The sequence below is a fragment of the Streptomyces sp. NPDC111520 genome (assembly GCF_055635295.1).
Map to the genome: position 1 here is coordinate 142,022 of NZ_JBVKBW010000009.1, position 20,794 is coordinate 162,815.

Here is a 20,794-nt window from a genome sequence, read left to right on the forward strand (position 1 = left end):
ATGTGACGACAGCGGAGGGCCCGCATGGGGCGTCCGGCCGCAGCCGGCCCGGTCCGACGAAACGCCGACCACGTGACGTACGTCCGGACGTCCCCGGGACGACTACCGGCGGTTCCTCGCCGCGGCGGTGGCGCGGTAGGGGGCGAGGAAGGCCGTGAGCGCGGCGAGCAGCTCCTGCGGGGCCTCCTCGGCGACCCAGTGGCCGCTGCCCGGGATGACCAGGGACCGCACGTCGTCGGCTGCGAGCCTCATGGTGGTCGCCACTCCCTCGCCGACGCTCTGCGCTCCGCCGATCGCGAGGACGGGGACGGTGAGGCGTCGCTTCGCGCGGTCGGCGTTCTGCGCGAACGTCGTGTCGAGGTCGCGGTACCACCCGAAGCTGCCGCTCAGGGCGTGGCGGTGCGAGGTGAGGGATTCGACGTAGTAGCGGACGGCGTACGGGGGCAGCTTCCGGGCGGCCTTGGTGTCCAGCTGCCAGCCGAAGTAGACGTCCTCCCGGCCTGCGACCAGGAGCTCGTTGACGCCGTCGAGGCGGTTGAAGGGGAAGTGCCAGAGCATGTTGTTGGCCTGGGCGGGGCCGAGCAGGGGCGGTGAGGGCGTCACACCGGGGATGACGGCTTCCGCGACGGCGAGACGGTCGACGCGGTCAGGGTGGTCCGCGGCGAGCGCGTAGCCGATCGGCATGCCGGTGTCATGACCGACGACGGCGAACCGCTCGTGACCGAGGGTGCTCATCAGGGCGGCCAGATCGCCCGCCAGGGTCGCGGTGTCGTAGCCGTCGCGCGGTTTGTCGGTCAGGCCGATGCCACGCTGGTCCACGGCGACGACCGTGTGGTGCCTCGCGAGCGTCGGCATGATCATGCGCCAGGCGTACCAGTTCTGCGGCCAGCCGTGAATGAGGAGCAGGGGAGGCCCGTCTCCGCCGACGACGGCGTGCTGGCGTATTCCGCCGGCCTGGACGAGCAGGCTGGTGAACGTCCGACGGAACCCCGCGGGCAGCCCGGGGACCCCGGACACGGAGCCGAAGCCGTTCGGCGCACGGCGGGGAGCGGCGGTGGCGGGCAGCGCGGAGACACCGGTGAGCGCGAGACCGGCGGCGACGGCAGCCGCGCCGCCGACGAAGGCGCGGCGGGAAACCTGGGGCCGCGCCCCGGCGGGTCGCGACGGCGGCGTCGTGCCGGCATCTGCCTGGCCGGGCGGTTCGATCGGGGAGGTGCTCATGGTCACTGCCTTTCGTCATGGTGATCGAGCGGCGCTGTCGCGGGAGCCCGTCGTCGGGAGGTGGGTGCGCGGCGCGGACCGTCCGCCCGGGACCTGGGCCGGCGCCCGAGGCGGGCCGCCCTGCTGAGGGCGGACCCGTTCCTGCGGCCGCAGACCTCCTTCGCGTCCGTATGCGGCACGCATGATCAGGGGAGGAGGGGTCGATTGGCAAATGAGAGCATATGCTCCTATTTGCGGAGGGGCAATGTCGGGAACGTCTCAGTGGTGGGCTCTGACCGCGCGGAGGGCGCGTCAGGGCGCGTCCTTCCACTTAAGAGCAGGTGCTCGTATAATGCGGACGAGGTCTGAGGAGGACGCGATGACGAGCGCCGAGTCGAAGGCGGACCTGTGCAACAACCTGGCGCTGCGGAAGGCGTCGCGGTACCTCGGCGCGACGTACGACAGGGCACTGGCACCGCTCGGCCTGCGGGCCACGCAGTTCAGCATCCTGCAGCAGTTGAGCATCCACGAAGAGATGACGATCACGGCCCTTGCCGACGTGATCGCCATGGACCGCACGACCATGGCGTCAAACCTCAAGCCCCTCGCGCGCCAGGGACTCGTCACCGTCGAACCGTCGCCGACCGATCGCCGTGCACGCGTCGTGGCCGTCACGTCCGACGGCCTGGCCCGGATGAGGGCGGCGATCCCGCGCTGGGAGGGCGTGCAAGCGGTATTCGAGGAGAAGTTCGGCGCCGAGAACGCAGCCCAGTTGCGCGCCTTCCTCAACGCCGTCCTCGACACGGGCTTCGATCCCTGGGCCGAGTGAGGGATCACGACTGCGCCGCGGTGTGCGGTCGTGCTTCGTGTTGCGTTCCGCCCGGGAAGAGGTGTCCGGGCCTGGTGAGGTTTCGGGGGCCGGCGTCCGGCACGGCGTCAGCCCGGGAGACGGACGCTTCGATGTGCAGGTGAGGCGCGCCCCTCCCGGCCGGGTCAGGTGCCCGGTGGCCTGCGGACGGTTCGCTGCGGAGATGTGGTCGACCACCGCCTTGATGTCCCCGTCGGCGACGTCGACCTTCTGGTGGCCCAGACCACGGGACAGGTGGACAAAAGGAAATGCCAATTCCCAAGGCCGTGCCTGTCACAGGTCTCTTGCTCGTGAATTTCACGGTTTCCTCTCGCTGATCGACCCCACGCCGGCACGTGGATTTCACGGCGGCCTTGGGGTGCGCCGCACAGCGAAGCAGCAATTACGAGAGGGTGTCACCGGGTTGGTTGCGGATCGGTTTGCGGTGAACACGTGAAAGGGAGGCGGCGACGCTTTTCCGCTGAATTCCACGATTCGATGACCCACTGCGGCCACGAGCGAATGGCCCGTTCGGCGCTACGACCGGATGGTGAATGGTGAGTGCCCGAGCTCAGGCAGCGGACGACCGACCCTCGACAGGAGTGGGCCGTGTGCCCAGGTTCCGCCAGGCTATGGCGCCCGCAATGGGGAACAGGAGCATGACGACCACCCAGCCCACCTTGGGAAGTATTCGAATGCGCTCCGCAGGGGTCTTGAAGCAGTCGACCAGAGCGTAGACGTACAACGCCCCGATGATTGCGTAGATCGCATAGGCCAGCACTGGTATCACCTCATAAGCGAGGGCGGCTGCCCAATTGTGTGCGGCATGGCCTGTCCCCCTGTCCGGTCGATGGGTTCGTCATGGAGCCGAGAAGGTCCTGCGGTGGCCTCCGCAACACCCGGCGGACATCTGCGGCGGCCCTCCTCCGCAGGTAGACGAGACAGCCCTCGTCAACGTGACAGGGACGGCAGAGGAGTTGCCGATGGCGGAGGGCGTGCGCTTCTGCGGCCTTCGGCGGCTGGGTGCCACTCACGGCCCGGTCAACCCGTGGACTTCGGGGCTTGGCCGCTGACGCGGCCCTTCGGGCCGGCCACCGGGGAGCCGTGTGCCGGCTTCGCGCCGCAGGTGTCGACCGGCCGGATCGTGTCGCCGGAGTGGCGCCCAAGGCGGCCCTGCTGGTCGGCAAGGTGCTGGGCGACAACGGCTACGGCACCGAGTCGCGGGTCATCGACGGCATGGAATGGGCCGCCGGCGAGCACGTCAAGGTCGTCAACATGAGCCTCGGCTCGGAGAGCGCCTCCGACGGCACCGACCCGATGAGCCAGGCCGGCAACACCCTCACCGCGTCCACCGACACGTTCCCGCGGGCGACGCGGAGTACTGGCTGGACTTGGAGACCACCCGGGTGTCGGACGACTGACGCTTCGGCGCCGGCACCCGCACCTCGTGGACGTTCCGCTCCGATGCCGCCGCCGACACGGCGCTGCTGCCGCTGATGCGGGTCGACTACGCGGTGCCGGTCGACGCCCGCAACGCCGTCGGATCGCGGCGCACGCACGACCTGGGACTGAACGTCCGGATGCAGGACGGCATGGCCGCGCCCCGCGGCGTGCGGCTGACGGTCGAGACCTCCTACGACGACGGGAAGACCTGGACCACGGCTCCTACGGCCCCCAAGGGCAGTGGCTTCACCGGCCACAGTGCGGCGGCCGGTCAATGCACGGCGATGCGTATGTGACGCTCCGCGTGACGGCGAAGGACGCGGCCGGCAACTCCGTCCGGCAGACGATCGACCGGGCCTACCTGTACCCCGGCACACGGTGACAGTGACTCTCACTTTCTGTGACATGCCGTGAGAACACGGCGGGTGCCGGGGCGCGAGCCGCCCGGCACTCGCCGATCCACACGCCGACACCCGAACACCTGCCTCCCGCCCGGGTGGACCAAAGGGCCCCCTGTGCCCGGGCAGCTGCTGTGTCCTCTCAGGTGAATTCGGTGGAGCCGGCGGCAGCGACCGCCCCCCGCCGGTACTGCCGCGCAGGTCACGCCGTCGAGCGGTCACCTTCGGGCCGGCCACATCGTCTTCCTGGCATCGGAGGCCGACGTGCCGGGCAGCCGCCGGAACCGGCTTCCCGGCGCACTTCGCTCCCGCGGCGGTGACCCACGTCACATCGTGGCAACTATGCCGTCGGAGGGGGGCACCGGGTTCAGGACATCGACGGAGTGCACAGCCTCGTGCGATCCCCTAGATCGAAGTGATGGAACGACATGGCTCACATACGCATCGCGCGCACTTTCTGGCCGGTGGCGGCCGCGGCCGGTGTGCTCGCGCTCGCCGGGTGTTCCCAGGGGGACGGCGGTTCCGCCGCACCCTCCTCCGGCGCCCCCGCATCGCCTTCGCGGGCCGCCGCCAACGGTGAGCTGGCGATCCCCGAGGGGGCCGACGAGACGACCCGGCAGGTCTACCTGTCGGAGAACGCCACCGCGGCCTGCATGCGGAAGAAGGGCTTCACCTACACCCCGCACGTGTCGGGGGTGGGAACAGCGCCGAGCCCGGGCGACGGGCAGGACTACGAACTGGCGAAGAAGTACCGCGACAAGTACGGCTTCGGCTTCTACGCAGCCGCCGTGTACCCGAACGACCCCGACGTCGTCGGCAGCAGGGCGCACGAGGCCCGGGAGGCGACCAACCCGGACAAGGCGTACCTCGATGCGCTGTCTCCGGCGCAGCGGAAGGCCTACGAGAAGGCGATGGGCTCTGCGAAGCAACTCGCGAGCGGGAAGAAGGTGATGCTTCCGGGGTGTGTGAAGGAGGGAATCGAGAAAGGCTACGGGCCGGAGAAGTCGCAGGCGGAACTGGCCCGTGAGCACGCCGCCGATGAGGAGCGGGTTCGCGCCGCGAAGCAGGCGCTCAACGGGGACCCCCGGTTGATCTCCCTGGCGCAGCGGTTTGCGTCCTGCCTGCGCGACGAGGGCATCGCGGTGACGACGACACAGCCGACCGCCATCGGTGACATGGTGAAGTTCGCGACGGCCGCGCTGACCCCGCAGGACGGCGTCCAGAAGATGGACCAGGACGCCGCCAGGGCAGAGCTCACCCAGGAGATCGCCGTCGCCCGCAAGGACCTGGAGTGCGGCAAGGAGTTCCGCGCCGCGTACTTCGCCAAGCTCGCCAAGCACCCCTTCATGGAGCTCACCGGATGAGCCGGCGTCTGCCGAGCGGCCCGCAGGGGCGCGGCAAGCAGGTCGGGATGATCGTGGGCGTGGTCGCGCTTGTCGGTGCGGGCGGCTGGTTCGCCGGTACGCAGATGCAGTCGCCGGCCGACGCCGCGGCGTCGCGCCGGCCACCTGAGGCGGGTCCGGTCACCGTGGCTGTGGAGCGCCGCAAACTGACCGCGAACGTGATCGCGCAGGGCGGCGTGGAGTTCGGGGCACCGCAGGGGGTGTCGCTGTCCGGGTCCGTCGGGTCCGCGGGCGGTTCCGCGGACGGCGAGGCGACGCAGCGCGTCACCAAGCTCCCGCAGGCCGGTGCCACGCTGCGTGAGGGCAGCGTTCTGATGCAGGTGAACGGCCGTCCGGTGTTCGTCCTGCGCGGCTCGGTCCCGATGTACCGGTCTCTCGGCCCGAGCAGTTCGGGTGACGACGTCCGGCAGTTGCAGAGTGCGTTGCGCCGGATCGGGCACGCCCCGGGGGCCGTCAGTGGGGACTACCGGCAGGGCACCGCGTCGGCGGTGACCCGCTGGTACCGGAGTAAGGGATTCCGGTCGCAGCAGCCCGGCATCGCCGACCAGCAGCAACTGGGCGACCTGGAGGCAGCCGTCACCGACGCGCAGCGCGCGGTCCTCGCGGCGCAGAACGGCGCAGCCGGCGGCAGCGGTGGCGAAGGCGGTGACGGTGGCGGCAAGGGTGGTTCGGGCACGCCGGCCCCGCCGCCCTCCGGCGAGGCGTCCGCCCTCGAACTGCGCTCCGCTCGACAGCAGCTGGACCGGGCCAACGCGGCGCTCAGCGCTTTCACCGCCACGTACGGCACCAAGGTCCCGGCGGGCGAGGTCGTCTTCCTGCCCGACCTGCCGGTGCGGGTCGACAAGGTCAAGGTGGGCCTCGGCGACACCCCGGACGGCGAGGTCGTCACTGTGACGAGCTCCGACGTGGTGGTCCGGGCCGTGGTGCCCGGGGCCGACGGCTCGGTGCTGCGCGCGGGCATGCCGGCTCGGATCGAGACGACGGACGGCACCCGTGTGCGCGGCGTCGTGACGCGGGTCGGCGGCGCCGGAGCGCAGTCGGACGCCGGGGAGGACGCCGGCGGAGACAAGAAGGACGCGAGCGGGGCCGAACCCGGCTCCGACGCGGCAGACGACTCGTCCGTCGACCCCTCTGCGCCGGTGCTGCTTGTCATCTCCGTCCCCGACCCCGGCCCGTTGAGGAACCAGTCGGGCGGCACCGCCAAGGTGACCATCGAGGTGGGCGCTTCGAAGGGCGCCGTCCTGGCGGTGCCGGTGGCCGCGATTCACACCAGTGCCGACGGCAGGGCCCGGGTACGGGTGCAGCGCGACGGCGAGGTCGTGAACGTGTCCGTCACCGTGGGGCTCTCCGCCGCCGGGCAGGTTGAGGTGAGGGCGGACGGCGGCTCGCTGGACGAGGGCGACCAGGTGGTGGTCGGACGGTGAGGCGCAGACCCGTGCCGCTCCGCCCGGCCCCCGAACAGGCGCCGGACCCGGACACCGTGATCCGGCTCAGCGGCCTGGGCCGGGTGTTCGACACCGACCCTCCCGTGCACGCCCTGCGCGACGTGCACCTGGAGGTCCGGAGAGGCGAGCACCTTTCGATCGTCGGGCCCTCCGGCTCGGGGAAGTCCACGCTGCTCAACACCCTGGGTCTGCTGGACCGGCCGACGTCGGGCAGCTACTGGCTCGACGGCGTCCTCACCAACACCCTCGGCGATCCCGAGCGGACCGCGTTGCGGGGCAGCCGCATCGGGTTCGTGTTCCAGTCCTTCCACCTGCTGCCGTACCGGACCGTGAACGAGAACGTCATGCTCGCCGAGACCTACCGGACCCCGCGCCCGGGCCGACCGCGCCGCAACCGCGCCGAGCGCGCCCGGGCCGCCCTGACGCGCGTCGGACTCGAGCACCGCCTCGGCTTCCTACCGGGCCGCCTGTCCGGCGGCGAACGGCAACGGGTCGCCATCGCCCGCGCCCTGATGGGCGAGCCGGCGCTGCTGCTGTGCGACGAGCCGACCGGCAACCTCGACAGCGAGAACACCGAATCCGTGCTCGCCCTCTTCGACGAACTGCAGGTCCAGGGAATGACGTTGCTCGTGATCACGCACGACGACGCCGTCAGCAGCCGCGCGAGCAGGCGGGTGCGGATCAGCGACGGCCGGCTCATCCAGGAGAGCGCATGACCGCCGGCACCCGACAAGTCGGCCGCCCACGACCGGTGGAGGCCGGGGCACCGTCCGCACCGCGGCGCGGCGGACGGCGCCGTCCGCGCCGGACGCGCCGCACCGACGGGTACGAGCGCCCGTGGATGGATCCGCGGGACCTGTGGTCGGAGTCCCTGGCCGGGGTGCTCGCCCGCCCCGTGCGCTCGGCCCTGACCACCTTGGGCACGGTGCTGGGCATCGGCACCCTGGTCATCACGATCGGTGTGGCGTCGACGGCGGCGAACCAGATCGTCGGCCGATTCGACGCCCTCACCGCCACCTCGGTGACGGTCGTGGTGCCGTCGGCGTCGCGGGCGTCCTCCGAGCCCCCGCTGGTCGAGTGGTCCGGTGTCGACGCCGTCGAACGGCTCGCGGGAGTGGAGTCCGCCGCCGCGCTGTCCGACTCCGAAGGCAGCGCGAACGTCCAGGTACGGGCGAACGACGTGGTCGCCCCGGGCGCCCTGACCGAGCAGACGCTGGCGGTCGTCGCGGCCACCCAGGAGCTGCCGGAGGCAGTCCGGGGCGCGATGGCCACCGGGCGGTTCTTCGACGCCGGCGACATCGCGCGCCACGACCGGGTCGCCGTCCTCGGCGACCAGGCCGCCCGGCTGCTCGGCATCGACGACGTACGGGACGCTCCCGCGGTCTTCTTCGAGGGCCAGTCGTACACGGTGATCGGCGTGCTCGGCGGTTTCCGGCGCGAGCAGCGACTGTCCGCCTCGGTGATCCTGCCCCCGACGACGGGCGCGGACCGGATGGGCCTGGACCACGTGACCCGGGTCCTCGTCAACACCTCCCTCGGCGCCGCCCAGCAGGTCGCCCGGCAGGCCCCGGTCGCCCTCTCGCCCGGGCACGAGGAGGCGCTGACCGTCACGGCGCCACCGGACTTGTCGAAGGCCAGGAACGGAGTCGAGGGCGACGTCAACGGCCTGTTCCTGATACTCGGGCTGGTATCGCTGGTCGTTGGGGCCATCGGCATCGCCAACGTCACACTCGTCACCGTCATGGAGCGGACCGGCGAGATCGGGCTGCGGCGCGCTCTCGGCGCGTCCAGGCGTCAGGTGGCCGGACAGTTCCTGACGGAGTCCACCACCATCGGGCTTCTCGGAGGCGTCGTCGGCGCGGCCCTCGGCGTGGTGGTCGTCGTCTCCGTGGCGGCGGTGAGGCAGTGGACACCGGTACTGGACCTGGGCCTTGCCCTGGGCGCCCCGGTGGCCGGCGCTCTCGTGGGCCTGCTGGCGGGTCTCTACCCCTCGCTGCGCGCCGCCCGCATGGAACCCGTCGAAGCACTCCGTGCCCCTTCCTGAGGCCGGATCGGCGACCTGACGTCCATGTCGCGCCCGATTCCTCGAGGCGCGGGGGAGGAGGCCGCTCTCCCGAGACCCCACAGGGGCGGTAGCACGTCCGGCGCAGCAAACGGAACGAGAACACGATGGCAGGACACGGTGAACAGCGCGGACGCGGATTTCGACGAGTTCGTCACCGCCCGGGGGCACAGGCTGCTCAAAGTCGCCTGGCTGCTCACGGGTGACGCGCACCTTGCGGAGGATCTGTTGCAGACGGTGCTGGTGAAGGTATGGCCGAAATGGGGGGCCATCGCCGGGGGCAATCCGGAGGCGTACGTACGCAAGGCCCTGGTCAACACGCACCTGTCGTGGTGGCAGCGGCGCTGGCGCGGCGAGGTGCCCCATCCGCACGACCACTTGACGACGCTGGCGGGGCCGGGTGAGGCCGTCGACCCCTTTGCCACCGTGGACAGGGAGCAGTGGCTGTCGGACGCGATACGGCTGCTGCCGCCCCGGCAGCGGGCCGTGGTCGTACTGCGTTACTTCGAGGATCTGAGCGTGGAGGAGACCGCACAAGTGCTCGGCTGCCGGCCCGGTACGGTCAGGAGTCACACGTTGAAGGCGCTGGCCATGCTGCGCGCGCACCTGGGAGCCGCTTCGGACCTGGTGGAAGGCGGTGAGCTGCATGCACAGCGAGCCTGAGAGCGAACCGTGGGAGATCGAAAGGGATCTCCCGGCCCTCCTCACACGCATGGTGCCCCCGCTCGCCCCGCCGTCCGACCGGGTGTCAGAGGTCAGACGGCGGATCCGGTGGCGCAGGCGACGCAGGCGGGTGGCCACGACCGCGTCGGCACTCGCCGCGGGATGCGCGGTCGTCGCGACCGCCCTCTGGCCGGCGAACCTCGGCCCGTCGGACCGGGCCGCACCGGCTGAACCTCCCGCGGCGGGTCAGCGATTCGCGCCGGTGCGACTGCAGGCCCCCTTGGGTGTGACCCTCTACCTGCCGACGACCTGGCACAGTCTTTCGGTCACGGACGACCACGGGACCGCGGCCGCATTCGTGTCGTCGCAGACGCTGCGCGCACCCGGAACCGGCACGTGCCCCAGGATCACCGATGCCGTGCTGACCACGTGCCCCCCGCTGGCCGCCTTGGACGCGAACGGCGTGCTGATCACGTTCCTGCGGAGTCACACGGACAAGGACGACAGCGCCGGGTCGCCGGCGGGAGGGGTCCCCGGGCCCGCCGACGGCAACTGCCGTGCCATCGGGGGCGACGGCCAGATGACGGGCTGGGCGCCCAAGTCCGTCGAGGACCCTGACACAAGGATCGATGTGTGCCTGAAGGAACCCTCCGAGGAGACGCTTCAGGTAGTGACGAAAGTTCTGAGCCGGGTACTGACGGACCGCGGGTGACCGCCCGGCGAGAACGCGGTGCGCCCGCCCTGTCGTCCGGTCCGCGGTGTCAGGCGTCTCCTCCGGTGCGACCTGCCTGCGGGGCCGCGCTGTCGGCGCGTTCCGTCTTCCACGACCGGAGTCGTGGAAGACGGCCCCCGCCGCCCGGTCAGGAAATGCCGTGCGTCCGCTCGGCGCGGAGCCCGAACGGTGGACGCTGCGGCGTGCGGCCGCCGGGGGACCGTCGGTTCACCGCACGCGGATGCCGGCGCGGAACACCGCCCGTACGTCGACGACGGCCTCCGGGCATTTCTCCGATCGGGAGACGTGGCTCACACAGTGGTGCGGCGAGTCCAGGTAAGTGGGGAGTCCGGGCTGCACCCGGCAGGCCGACCCACCGGTACGCGTCCGGCCGTGGAGGCGCCTGCCGCGCACGCGCGGGCGACCGCTTCAGGGGGCCCGTTCGCGGGCCCGCCGGCGGGATGTGACTCCTGCCAAGTGGACGAGGCAGCCCAGTCAGGTGTGACGCACGGTGCGGATCCGCCGCTCGTCGCGCCACGTGCGGTCACTTGCCGGTGCCGGCCGGAACCGGCACGAGGCATCGGCGTCTGCGACGCGGCGAGGGGGATCCTCGAAGGACTCCTGCCTGCCGCGGGGCGCGCCGGAGCGGCGGCCCCCTCGGTTTCGAGGGGGCCGCTTCTCGATCAGACGACGGTCCCCGACCCGAGGTCCGCGGTGGGCCGTACGCGGGACATGCGCCGCCCTGTCGTGAACGCGGCGTCAGCGCTCGTGTGACGGCTCGCCATGCGGGTGCGACGGCATCACCCGAAGAACTTCTCCAGCTCGGCGACGAGCGCTGCCGGCTGCTCCTCCGCGATGTAGTGGCCGCTGTCGGCGATGGTGGCGTAACGGATGTCGGTGGCCTTGCCCTCCATCATGGCCTGCACCACGGCGACGTACTGCCCGCCGAGGCCCAGGACGGGCATGGTCAGCGGCGGGTAGGCGTTGTTGTCGGCCAGGTCCTGGTGGAAGGTCCGGTACACGGCGAAGGCCGCGGCGACCGCTTCGGGTGTGTCGTAGGCCGCGGCGTAGAGGGCACGGCTCTCCTCGCTGATCCGCTCCGGATGGAGCGCCAGGTGCTCGGCCGACCAGTCGACGATGTGCCGGAACCGTCCGGCCAGGAGCTTGACGGGCAGGTCGTCGACCTGGCTCAGGGGGTACCACCAGGGGTTCGGCTGATCCGGCTGCGGAAAGGAGCTGATGAAGTCGATGAATATCCGGGAGAAGGGCCCGCCCTCCCAGATGGCGAGCTTCTTCGTGGCCTGCGGGTAGTTGGCGGCGAAGCTGTAGGCGACCATCGCCCCGATGTCGCCGCCCGCGATGCCGACCTGCTCGTGGCCCAGGCCCCGGACGAGCTCGTGGACGTCCGTGGCCATGTTCCTCTTGTCGTAGCCGCCGGTGGGCTTGTCCGACGCGCCCTGGCCGCGGTACTCCACGGCGATCACGCGGAAGCGCCGCGCCAGCGCGGGGAGGATCTCGCGCAGGGCGTGCACGGTGCGCGGCCATCCGTCCATCAGGACGAGCGGCTCGCCCTCGCCGCCCGTCACGTAGTGCAGCCGGGTGCCGTTCACTTCGGCGTAGCCGTGTTCGAATCCTTCGAGCATGCCTCGTTCTCCTGTGTGCTGTGACGGTCACGTGTCCGGACCGGGCCGTGACCGGGTGGGCGTCGGCCTCACCGACGGATGCCCCGAGGTCGCGGGGAGTTCAGGAAGGCTCGGGAAGCATGATCGACTTCGCGAGCCGGGCCATGGTGTCGAACCGCGCGAGCTGGTCGTCGTCGATGACCGACGGAGGCGCCTCGCCGGGCCTGGCGGGAAGCGCGTGGTCGGCGATGATCTGCTCGAGGCCCGGGGGCGTGAACATGAAGATCATCTTGGCGGCGTGCATCGCCCTGTTCGTGAACCGGTGACGGACTCCCCTGGGGATGTGGATGAAGTCGCCCGCGACGGCGGTGAAGACGTGGTCGCCGTCGAGGAACTCCAGTTCCCCGTCGAGGACGTAGAACGTCTCCTCCTGTTCGGGATGCGCGTGGGCCGTGGGCCCGCCGCCGGCCGGAACCGTGGCCTCTATGAAACCGAACCCGCCGTTGGTCTGCGCGCCCGTGGCCTTGATCGTGTAGACGTCACCCGCGGCCCACACCGTCGGGCCTTCGCCCGAGGGCACGTAGAAGGCACCGCGCTTGTTCCAGTGCGGGTCGTGCTGGTCGAGTGCGGCCAGGGAAAAGGTCATGTGTCCTCGGAAACTGGTCGTGATGGGCATGGAGTCCGGCGCGACAGCCGTCGGCGCGGGCTTGTGACGCATCGTGGAACGGGGGGCATCTCCGCGATCACGGGGCGGACGTCCCGGACCGTCGGCGCGGAGATGTGTCCCCCCGCCGGCAGGCGGCGAGGCCATCGGCGTGGACGGGCACGGTAGCTTCGGGCGGGGTCAGTCCAGGGCGGGGCCGGGCCGACGGCACGAACGTCCCTCAGCCGGACGGGCGGTCCACCCACAGCGGGTCCCCGAACCGCGCCGGTGAGGGATCCGGCCGCGGCACGCTGTGAAAGGCGCCGCCCGGAGGGCGCCCGTGCCGGCCGTGCCGAGGGTGTTCCGTCTGCTGGGTCCTGACACGGAGTTCCGTCCTTAACGGGGGAGGAGAGTGCACGCGGGAGCGGCGTCGGGCCGTCGGTGATCAGGGCGCTGCGCGGCCTGCCGCAGACGGCTTCTCGTCATTGAGGCCGCCGGGACGTAAGCCAGGAGGTCCGGTCTCCCCGTGCTCACAGCAATGAGACGAGGTTGCCGGCAGGGGTGTGACGGCGTGCGTCCCCGGGAGTCCCCGAGTCGTGCGGCCCGGCGGGCGCCACGGTACGTCCACCGGCCGGCCCTGCCCGGCGTTCAGGTGTTCAGGTGTTCAGGTGCGCGAGTTTGTCCGGGTTGAGGACCCTGCGATAGGCGGTGATCAGGCCGTCCTCGACGTCCACGGTGTCCACGCAGAACGCCCGCTCTTCCCGGCGGAGCAGCAGCGCCGGTTCGCCCCCCACCTCGACGACCTCGATGCTGTGCGTACGCCACAGCCGTCGTACCCGCCCCATCACCATGGCGATGCGCGCTCCGCCCCGGATGAGCTTGCGCGCCGCGGTGACCTTGCCGCCCCCGTCGGTGACGTAGACGGCGTCGGGGTGCAGGAGGCGCACCAGGCCGGCCATGTCACCCGCTTCGTAGGCGTTGCGGAAGGTGGTGAGCAGGCGCTCGCGCTCGGCCCGGGAGGCGTCGGGCGTGGACCGTCGGGCCGCTCTCACCTTCCGCCGTGCTCGTGAGGCGAGCTGGCGGGCGGCCGCCACGGAGGTGTCGAGTACGTCGGCGACGTGGCTGAACTCAAGGGCGAACACGTCGTGGAGGATGAACGCCACACGTTCGGGAGGCTTCAGTTCCTCCATCACCAGGAGCATCGCGGAACCGACGACTTCGTCCACCAGCACAGCCTCGGAGGCGTCCGGCCCGGTCATCAGGGGCGCCGGCAGCCACGGCCCGACATAGGTCTCCCTGCGCACGCGGGCGGACTTGAGGATGTCGTACGAGCGTCGCGCCGCCACCGTGAGCAGCCAGGACCGGAGGTCGCGGACGTCGCTCAGGTCGGTTGTTGCCGCCCGCAGCCACACGTCCTGGGCCACGTCCTCGGCGTCGGCCACGCTGCCGAGCAAGCGGTACGCCGCTCCGAAGACGGCGGGCCGGAGGGTCTCCCATTCGTCCTCGAGCGCCCCGGGTGGCCTCGTCGTACGCGTCACGTCCAATGGCCCTAGCCTCCTTCGTTCCACCCGAGCTCACGTCGGCACCCGTCGCCGTGACCGTGGGTCGAGCACGGCGCGGTCCTGCGCTTCAGCTTCCGACGGAACGCCGAGCGGGATGTGACCAGCCGGTTTGCCGGGTCACGGAAATGGGAGCATATACTCTTTATTGGTGGCCACGGGCGAGGCCGCCACTCGTGGGGCAGGTGAAAGGACGTCCGCGTGGCCGCGGCCGCGCGGGAGCAGGGCGAGGAGGGCTGGTGCGTTCCCCGCCGGGCCTCGCTGCCGCGGGTCGGATCACGGTGCCCGGCAGGAGACCCTGCTCGCGGAACCGCGTGCGGTACAGCTCCGACCCCGGCCCATCGCACGTTGTCTGAACTGCAAAAACAGCCGAAAACCCCGTCTGCTTTCATCAACCCGTGGCAGCGTGCAGGCACGGCGGAACCGTGAAGGAGAGGTCATCCCCCGACCAGGCGCCATGCGGCGGCAGATCCACGACCCTGCGGGCGGGTCCGCACAGCTCGTCCAACGGGGTCGGCAGACGCCGCCGGAACTCTCCCGCTACAGCGCCAGGTCCTCGGCGTACACGCTCGACTGGTCCACGGTCCCCGGCACCGGAGGCTGCGAGCCGGCTGCCACACCTCCATCATGACCGCGGGACAACAGCGGCGAGGCCGGACCCCGCAGCGAGCGACAGATCGAGGTCGCCAACGGTCACGCCGTGCAGCGTACGGGTCGGGCGCGGTCGACCCCAACCTGGGCGCAAGCCGGTTCTTACAGGTGCCAGCCTGTCTTCACAGAGGCACGGAGGATGAGGCGTGCGGCGAGGAGATTGCCTCGACCGGCGGCAACCTGGGCGGCGTCGTCCAGGATGACGCGCACGATCTGGCTCACCTCGCGGTGGCGGCCGCGCGCGGCTCTCAGCCCACCTTGGACTCCACGAAAGCCGCGAGCTGTCCGAGGGTGTCGAAGGTCTGACAGATGATCTCGTCGATCTCGATCTCGATCCCGAACCGTTTCCGCAATGCGACGATGAGCTTGACGACGGTGAGCGAGTCGAGTTCGGGAAGGTGGCCGTACAGTCCCGTCTCCGGCTCGAGCTCGTCGGCCAGGTCCTCGATGTCCAGCGTCACCACCACGACGGCCTTGACGTCCTCGAAAATCGCCTGCGAGATCTCTGGCGAGCGAGTCATGCGGGCTTCTCCTCATCGGTCGTGCAGACCCGGCGGCCTGCGATGAAGACCGCAGTGGCACCGGCGCGCCCAGCGGGCCACCCCGACCGGGAGGCTGCCGATGTGGAGCCTGCCGCCGGTGATCGCGAACCGGCTGATCGTGGGGTGCGCGTAGGCACCTGCGGTCACACGGGCTCCTGGGGGCAGGAGGCGCTGAGCTCGTGGCGAAGAAGCGCCCGATCGAACTTGCCGTTCGGCGATCTGGGCAGGACACCACGGACCACCACATCGGCGGGCACCATGTAGCCGGGTAGTTCATGCCGCAGGCGTGCGGTCAGCGCGGCCGGGTCGAAGCCGGCGGGATCGCAGGGTGTCACGACCAGGACGACCCGGTGGCCAAGTGCCCCGTCCTCGAGGCCGAGTGCGACGGCATCGTGGACCAGGCCGGTCTCGTACACCACTTCCTCGATCTCCTGCGGGCTGACCCGGTACCCCGACGTCTTGATCATGTCGTCGCGCCGTCCGACGAAGTACAGGAAGCCCTCCTCGTCGCGGACGACGACATCGCCGGACCAGACCGCCAGCTCGGGCGTACACAGCTCGGCCGGGCGGTTCGGCGGCGGCCGGAACCTCTCGGCCGTGCGTTCCGCGTCATTCCAATAACCCAACGCGACGAGCGGGCCTCGGTGCACCAGCTCACCCGGCTCTCCCGCACCGCACAGGCCGCCGTCCTCCCGGACCACGAGGATCTCGGCGTTCGGGATGGCCTTGCCGATCGAATCCGGCCGCCGGTCGACCTCCCGGGGATCGAGGTAGGTGGAGCGGAACGCCTCTGTGAGGCCGTACATCAGGTACGGCGTGGCGTTCGGGAACATCGTTCGCAGTCGTTGCAGGGTGACGCGCGGGAGCCGCCCCCCGGTGTTCGCGAAGTAGCGCACCCCGGTCACGGCCTCCGACGGCCACGTCTGCGCTGCCAGCTGGATCCACAGCGGCGGTACGCCCACCAGCCCGGTGATGCGGTGTTCCGCACACGGCCGGACGACATCACCCGGCAGAAGGTAGTTGGCGAGCACCACATGGGCACCGACGCAGAAGCCGGTCGTCAGTTGACTCAGTCCGGCGTCGAAGCTCAGCGGGAGGACGGCCAGGATTCGGTCCTCCGCCGTGTTGTCCAGGTAAGCGCTGACGCTCTCCGCGCCGACCACGAGGTTGCGGTGCGACAGCACGACGCCCTTCGGGGCCCCGGTGCTCCCCGACGTGTAGAGGATCGCGGCCACATCCGTGTCGACGCCGCCCGCCGGAGGACACGCGGACTGGCTCGCGGGCTCGGCGACCTTCGACCAGGGGAGCACGCGGTAAGCAGCTTCCGTGTCATCGGCGAGCGAGTCGCCCAGCACGAGGACGTGGGAGAGCGACTCGCAGGCGGCGAGCTGGGCGCGAAGGGTGTGCAGCCGGTCCGTGGAGGTCACCAGTACGCGCACGGTGCAGTCGTCGAGGATGTGCCTCACTTGCCCGGCCCGCAGTACGGGATTCACCGGGACGAACACACCACCGGCCCGTGAGCAGGCGAGCAGCGCCACGACGGTCTCGATCCTCTTGTCGAGGAAGACCGCGACGCGGTCGCCACTACTGAGGCCGAGGTCGCGCAGTCCGGCGGCCGCGAGCTCCGTCCGCTCGTGCAGATCGGTGTAGGAGATCGTGGTCGTCCGTGCGGTCAGGGCGGGCCCGCCGGAGTTGCGTTGGGCGGACCTCGCAACGAGGTCCGGCAATCGGGTGATCATTGCGGCGGACTACTTTCTCTCGACTCTTTCCTGGCGGCCCGGGGAATCCCACTCCTGTGCCCTGCGCCGGCTGGTCCCCGGGGGCAGGGCCGGGAGCGCCTGGGACCGGACACGGGATTCGACGGCTCGCGCGGTGCACGTGGGTACCGGAGATGACCACGAGCGTTCGTACGGGGGACGTGGTCATCCGGCGTTCACCTTGACGGTCGGCGAGCAGTCGGCCAGGCGTACCGGGTCGACCATCCCGACCAGGACTTCACGCGGCCCGGTGAAGGGCTCCCTGCTGTGCGCGCTGCGGACGTTGTCGACGAGCATCAGATCGCCCGCCTGCCAGAGCTCCCGCTTGGTGTTGGCCTTGTACGTCTCGTTGAGCAACTGCACGACGTCCTCGCCTATCGGGTCGCCGCCCCCGAACCGGGTGGTGAACGGCAGCCCCTCCGCGCCGTAGGTGTCTACGAGGAACTCGTGCACTTCGGGGTCGAGCGTCCACTCGTTGAGGAAGGCGATCTGGTTGAACCAGCAGCGCTGACCGGTGACCGGGTGCCGTACCACCGCGCTCCGGCGCTGCCAGGTGCGCAATCCTCCATCGGATCGCCACTCGGACTCGATGGCATTGGCGCGGCAGTAGCCCTCGATCACGTCACGGTCCTCGGTGCCGAATGCCTCTGCGATCGACGTCCCGATCTCCTCGTTGTAGTTGCGGACGAGCATCCAGCCCTCCCGCTCGAGCCGTTCGACGAGGTCACCGGGCAGCGCGTCGAGCACGGCCGTCGAGTCCGCCACACCGGTCGCCCCGCCCTCGACGGGTGCGGACAGGTACGCGAAGAGCATCAGGCCGGGGAACTCGAGCCGGTAGCTCAGTTCGTGGTGCATGCACATCGGCTGGCTCGGCGGCCACTTCGAGGAGGAGTACACGCCCTCGGCGTAGGTCTGCCGGGAGGCGAAGGCCTCTCTCTCGGTCATCGGACCTGTGCCGGCCAGCTGGTGGAAGACGGCGACGGTCTCGGCCGCGTCGCGCAGCCCGGGGCCGCGGATCAGGACCGATCCGTGCTCGGCCACCACCGCGCGCAGCGCCGCGCGGTTCTCGGCTGCCCAGCGCACCGCGTCGTCGGCAGGAGCGGTGTGGAGGACCGGCGGTTTGCCGGGTTGCAGGTCCACCTCGGGCAGCGCCGTCTGGGAAGAGATCGACATCTCATTTCTCCTTTTCGCCGGGTGTCAGTCGCCGTGGACGGGCACGGCGGCGCCGTCGCAGCGGCTGATCGTGCCCACCTGAAGGTCGGCCGACCGCCCGCGCATCTCCTTGGCCGGGTTCCCACCCCACAGCGCGTGCGGTGGCATCTCCTCGCCCTTCATGAGGAAGGAACTGGTGGCAAGCACCGCGCCGTCGCCCATCGTCACGCCGTAGTGGACGAATGCGCCGACACCGAGCGTGCAGCCGGCACCGATCACGATGCCGTCCGACTTGAATCCCCCGTCCTCCTGCGAGTGGCACTGCATGATGGTGTCCGCATTGAAGGTGCAGTCGTCCCCGATCGTGGTGAACGACCGCTCGGGCACGCTGAGGCCGTCGTCGAAGACCCGGCGGCCGATCCGCATACCCAGCAGCCGCCAGATCACGTTCTTGAGCGGGGTGCCGTTGAAGACGAGGACATAGGCGAGGGAGCTCACCTTCCAGAAGCGTTCGTGCCGCCAGAAGGCTTGGTCGTAGATCGAGCAGCCCTGCGGCCGCAAGGCCTGCAGCGGCCGGACCAGCCGGTCGACCAGGACGTTGTAGGCGACGGTGAGGACGAAGGCCCCGGCGGTGGCCAGCGCGAACGCGAGCGCGCCCAGGGAGGCCCAGAGGTCGATGGCGGCCAGGTAGAGCACTGTGACGACGAAGGCGAGGATCCAGCGCACCAGCAGGAACAGCGCCATGCTGATGGTGTTGTAGATGTTCTTGGCCCCGAGGCGGCGGCGCACCTCGTCCTTGCTCTCCACCTTGAGCCGCTCGTCACGCTTGACCGACCGGGGGATCTCGAAGCTCGGCGCGCCCAGTAGGCCCACACCTTGCCGTGTGTGCCCGTCGACAGGAACCATGACCTTCGTCGCGAGCAGGCAGTTGTCGCCCGTCTTGCCCTGTGCGGAATAGGCGATCACGTTTCCGAGGAAGTTCTCCGCCCCGATCGACACACGGGACAGTCGGAACGACGTGTTCGAGAAGTCGGCGTTGATGACGGACAGCCCGTCCGCGGCCATCGTTCCGCTGCCGACCGCACTGAGGAACGGGGTGTCGTGCTTGACCATTTCACCGAAGTTCGAGCCGGTCTGCCGTACGTCGTGAAGCTCGTAGCCCAGCCAACGCAGGTAGTGGACGATGTACGAGGTGCCACCGAAGAGCGTCATGTGGAACCTGCTGTTGCTCGTGCGGGCGATCGCGCGGTGGATCCAGTAGTGGAACCCGTACAGCGGGTAGACCTCGTCCGGCTTGATGAAGAGGTTCAGCACGCGCGGAACGGCGCCCACGAAGACGAGGCTGACGAGCAGGGCGCCGAAGAAGAACACGGCGGATACGACCAGCGCGTTGTCGCGGTAGAACGCGCCGCTCGTGAAGGAGAGCGGTCCCGCGTCCAACAGCGTGACGAGCTGCGGGACCTTCGTGAGCGCGAGGACGACGATGACGAACGCCAGCGGCGTACCCACCAGAAGCAGGTTCACCAGCTGCACGGTCGCGAAGACGCACCGTCGCCGACCGCTGACGTCCATCGTGGGGACCCGCTGACAGTCGACGTCGGCCGGCTCCGCGGGGGAGCCGTGCCAGCGCTCCCCGTCGGGCACGGTCTGTCCGGCGTGCAGCGATGAGGAGTGCCCGAGCTGGGACCCGTCACCCAGCGAGGTCCAGATGTCGAGCACCGTCATCTCCCCGACGAGCGCGTCCTTGCCGATGCTTACCGCGCCCGTCTGGATGATGCCGTTGTGGGCCCGGTAGCCGCTGAACGACGCATCCTTGCGGATCACCGTGCCGGCCCCGATGCTGAGCAGGTCGGTGCACACGGGCAAGGACCTGGAGAAGACGACGGCGCCACGACCGACCTTCGCGCCCAGCGCCCTCAGGTAGAGCACGTAGAGCGGTGAACCGGCGAACAGCGCCATCGGGTTCCGCTGGACCAGGGTCTTGACGAGCCAGAAGCGGAAGTACGCCATGCTCCAGACGCGGATCTGCTGCGGCTTCCACCGGCCGATGAGCACCCACTTGACCAGGATCGGGAGGGCGCAGAGGCCGACGAACATCGCGCCGCCGTACGCGACCGCCCGCAGGTAGATGTCGACCGGGTCCGGGCCGTCCGAGACCCATTCGTAGCCCTTCACCGCGACGATTGCGGTAAGGGCGGGGTAGCCGAGGAGGAACAGGAGCTGCAACGCCCCGCAGAGGACGAACTCGGCGTTGCGCGCCCGCCTCGGCGGCCCAGTGGGAGCCGCCGGAGTCGCCGGCTGCGAGGCGGGCCTGGTCTTGGCGTCGGGTTCGGTGTGGGTGAGGGCGGCTGCGAGCGTTCGGATGGTGGGGTGCTTGTAGACGTCCGGCATGGATACCGTTGGTAGGTCGGCTTGTTTGCGTGCTCGGGCGCAGAAGCGGGCCATCAGCATGGAGTCGGCGCCGAGGTCGTTGAAGAAGTGGCTGTCGACTGATACGTGTTCGGTGTGCACGATGTCGGCCAGGACTTCGGCGAAGCGTCGTTCGCACAGGGCGAGAGTGGCTGGGTTGCCGGCCGGTGCGGCGGTCAAGGCGTCGTTGGTGAGGGCGGCTGCGAGCGTTCGGATGGTGGGGTGCTTGTAGACGTCCGGCATGGATACCGTTGGTAGGTCGGCTTGTTTGCGTGCTCGGGCGCAG

At 70.3% G+C, this 20,794-nt stretch carries 18 protein-coding genes; 9 read left to right on the forward strand and 9 right to left on the reverse strand.

The window, feature by feature from the left end:
* Nucleotides 1-102: 102 nt before the first annotated feature.
* Nucleotides 103-1,221, reverse strand: coding sequence for an alpha/beta fold hydrolase (locus ACZ7MY_RS22540; protein ID WP_499604067.1), 1,119 nt, complete (start codon nt 1,219-1,221; stop codon nt 103-105).
* Nucleotides 1,222-1,579: 358 nt separating this feature from the next.
* Here ACZ7MY_RS22540 and ACZ7MY_RS22545 point away from each other — a divergent pair, with 358 nt between their 5' ends.
* Nucleotides 1,580-2,029 (forward strand): MarR family winged helix-turn-helix transcriptional regulator, encoded by a 450-nt coding sequence (locus ACZ7MY_RS22545; RefSeq protein ID WP_499604069.1) that lies wholly within the window; start codon nt 1,580-1,582, stop codon nt 2,027-2,029.
* 589 nt (nt 2,030-2,618) lie between these two features.
* Here the strand turns inward: ACZ7MY_RS22545 and ACZ7MY_RS22550 are convergent.
* A complete protein-coding gene (locus ACZ7MY_RS22550) occupies nt 2,619-2,837 on the reverse strand; it encodes a PLDc N-terminal domain-containing protein (RefSeq protein ID WP_499604071.1) in 219 nt (72 codons plus the stop codon).
* A 314-nt stretch (nt 2,838-3,151) separates the two neighbouring features.
* On the opposite strand from ACZ7MY_RS22550, the gene ACZ7MY_RS22555 reads away from it, so the two are divergent.
* From ACZ7MY_RS22555 to ACZ7MY_RS22590, 8 genes are all read left to right on the forward strand, one after another.
* Complete coding sequence (locus ACZ7MY_RS22555) at nt 3,152-3,544, forward strand: S8 family serine peptidase (RefSeq protein ID WP_499604073.1); 393 nt, start codon at nt 3,152-3,154, stop codon at nt 3,542-3,544.
* Entirely contained in the window at nt 3,544-3,786 is a 243-nt protein-coding gene (locus ACZ7MY_RS22560; RefSeq protein WP_499604074.1) for a hypothetical protein, read from the forward strand. The genes ACZ7MY_RS22555 and ACZ7MY_RS22560 overlap by 1 nt, the downstream gene beginning before the upstream one ends.
* Nucleotides 3,787-4,316: 530 nt before the next feature.
* Nucleotides 4,317-5,252, forward strand: a complete 936-nt coding sequence (locus tag ACZ7MY_RS22565) for a hypothetical protein (protein WP_499604076.1) — start codon at nt 4,317-4,319, stop codon at nt 5,250-5,252.
* The gene (locus ACZ7MY_RS22570; RefSeq protein WP_499604078.1) at nt 5,249-6,715 is read left to right on the forward strand and encodes a peptidoglycan-binding protein; all 1,467 of its coding nucleotides are present in this window, start codon (nt 5,249-5,251) and stop codon (nt 6,713-6,715) included. The genes ACZ7MY_RS22565 and ACZ7MY_RS22570 overlap by 4 nt, the downstream gene beginning before the upstream one ends.
* Nucleotides 6,712-7,452 carry an ABC transporter ATP-binding protein gene (locus tag ACZ7MY_RS22575; RefSeq protein ID WP_499604080.1) on the forward strand — a complete coding sequence of 247 codons (741 nt, stop codon included), beginning with the start codon at nt 6,712-6,714 and terminating at the stop codon, nt 7,450-7,452. Before ACZ7MY_RS22570 ends, ACZ7MY_RS22575 begins: the two co-directional genes overlap by 4 nt.
* Nucleotides 7,449-8,780, forward strand: coding sequence for an ABC transporter permease (locus tag ACZ7MY_RS22580; protein WP_499604082.1), 1,332 nt, complete (start codon nt 7,449-7,451; stop codon nt 8,778-8,780). The genes ACZ7MY_RS22575 and ACZ7MY_RS22580 overlap by 4 nt, the downstream gene beginning before the upstream one ends.
* Nucleotides 8,781-8,918: 138 nt before the next feature.
* On the forward strand, nt 8,919-9,461 hold the full coding sequence (locus ACZ7MY_RS22585) for a SigE family RNA polymerase sigma factor (protein ID WP_499604083.1): 543 nt from the start codon (nt 8,919-8,921) through the stop codon (nt 9,459-9,461).
* Nucleotides 9,462-9,879: 418 nt separating this feature from the next.
* A complete protein-coding gene (locus ACZ7MY_RS22590; RefSeq protein WP_499604085.1) occupies nt 9,880-10,173 on the forward strand; it encodes a hypothetical protein in 294 nt (97 codons plus the stop codon).
* Nucleotides 10,174-10,973: 800 nt separating this feature from the next.
* Here the strand turns inward: ACZ7MY_RS22590 and ACZ7MY_RS22595 are convergent.
* The 7 genes from ACZ7MY_RS22595 to ACZ7MY_RS22625 form a co-directional block, all read right to left on the reverse strand.
* Nucleotides 10,974-11,816 carry an alpha/beta fold hydrolase gene (locus tag ACZ7MY_RS22595; RefSeq protein WP_499604088.1) on the reverse strand — a complete coding sequence of 281 codons (843 nt, stop codon included), beginning with the start codon at nt 11,814-11,816 and terminating at the stop codon, nt 10,974-10,976.
* Between the two features lie 100 nt (nt 11,817-11,916).
* Nucleotides 11,917-12,441 carry a cupin domain-containing protein gene (locus ACZ7MY_RS22600; RefSeq protein ID WP_499604090.1) on the reverse strand — a complete coding sequence of 175 codons (525 nt, stop codon included), beginning with the start codon at nt 12,439-12,441 and terminating at the stop codon, nt 11,917-11,919.
* A gap of 653 nt (nt 12,442-13,094) precedes the next feature.
* Nucleotides 13,095-13,982, reverse strand: coding sequence for an RNA polymerase sigma factor SigJ (gene sigJ, locus ACZ7MY_RS22605; protein WP_499604093.1), 888 nt, complete (start codon nt 13,980-13,982; stop codon nt 13,095-13,097).
* Between the two features lie 914 nt (nt 13,983-14,896).
* Nucleotides 14,897-15,169: an acyl carrier protein gene (locus tag ACZ7MY_RS22610; RefSeq protein WP_499604095.1), complete on the reverse strand. Its 273-nt coding sequence runs from the start codon at nt 15,167-15,169 to the stop codon at nt 14,897-14,899.
* A gap of 164 nt (nt 15,170-15,333) precedes the next feature.
* Nucleotides 15,334-16,929 (reverse strand): acyl-CoA ligase (AMP-forming), exosortase A system-associated, encoded by a 1,596-nt coding sequence (locus tag ACZ7MY_RS22615; RefSeq protein WP_499604097.1) that lies wholly within the window; start codon nt 16,927-16,929, stop codon nt 15,334-15,336.
* Between the two features lie 183 nt (nt 16,930-17,112).
* Nucleotides 17,113-18,120, reverse strand: a complete 1,008-nt coding sequence (locus tag ACZ7MY_RS22620; RefSeq protein WP_499604098.1) for a TauD/TfdA family dioxygenase — start codon at nt 18,118-18,120, stop codon at nt 17,113-17,115.
* Nucleotides 18,121-18,144: 24 nt separating this feature from the next.
* Nucleotides 18,145-20,751, reverse strand: coding sequence for a Pls/PosA family non-ribosomal peptide synthetase (locus ACZ7MY_RS22625; RefSeq protein WP_499604100.1), 2,607 nt, complete (start codon nt 20,749-20,751; stop codon nt 18,145-18,147).
* Nucleotides 20,752-20,794 lie beyond the last annotated feature (43 nt).

Excerpts from the sequence above, each read along its gene's own strand:
- ACZ7MY_RS22560 (WP_499604074.1), top strand. The coding sequence starts at position 3,544 with ATGCGGGTCGACTACGCGGTGCCGGTCGACGCCCGCAACGCCGTCGGA.
- ACZ7MY_RS22540 (WP_499604067.1), bottom strand. The coding sequence starts at position 1,221 with ATGAGCACCTCCCCGATCGAACCGCCCGGCCAGGCAGATGCCGGCACG.
- ACZ7MY_RS22545 (WP_499604069.1), top strand. The coding sequence starts at position 1,580 with ATGACGAGCGCCGAGTCGAAGGCGGACCTGTGCAACAACCTGGCGCTG.
- ACZ7MY_RS22570 (WP_499604078.1), top strand. The coding sequence starts at position 5,249 with ATGAGCCGGCGTCTGCCGAGCGGCCCGCAGGGGCGCGGCAAGCAGGTC.
- ACZ7MY_RS22580 (WP_499604082.1), top strand. The coding sequence starts at position 7,449 with ATGACCGCCGGCACCCGACAAGTCGGCCGCCCACGACCGGTGGAGGCC.
- ACZ7MY_RS22610 (WP_499604095.1), bottom strand. The coding sequence starts at position 15,169 with ATGACTCGCTCGCCAGAGATCTCGCAGGCGATTTTCGAGGACGTCAAG.
- ACZ7MY_RS22565 (WP_499604076.1), top strand. The coding sequence starts at position 4,317 with ATGGCTCACATACGCATCGCGCGCACTTTCTGGCCGGTGGCGGCCGCG.
- ACZ7MY_RS22625 (WP_499604100.1), bottom strand. The coding sequence starts at position 20,751 with ATGCCGGACGTCTACAAGCACCCCACCATCCGAACGCTCGCAGCCGCC.
- ACZ7MY_RS22615 (WP_499604097.1), bottom strand. The coding sequence starts at position 16,929 with ATGATCACCCGATTGCCGGACCTCGTTGCGAGGTCCGCCCAACGCAAC.
- ACZ7MY_RS22595 (WP_499604088.1), bottom strand. The coding sequence starts at position 11,816 with ATGCTCGAAGGATTCGAACACGGCTACGCCGAAGTGAACGGCACCCGG.
- ACZ7MY_RS22600 (WP_499604090.1), bottom strand. The coding sequence starts at position 12,441 with ATGACCTTTTCCCTGGCCGCACTCGACCAGCACGACCCGCACTGGAAC.
- ACZ7MY_RS22620 (WP_499604098.1), bottom strand. The coding sequence starts at position 18,120 with ATGTCGATCTCTTCCCAGACGGCGCTGCCCGAGGTGGACCTGCAACCC.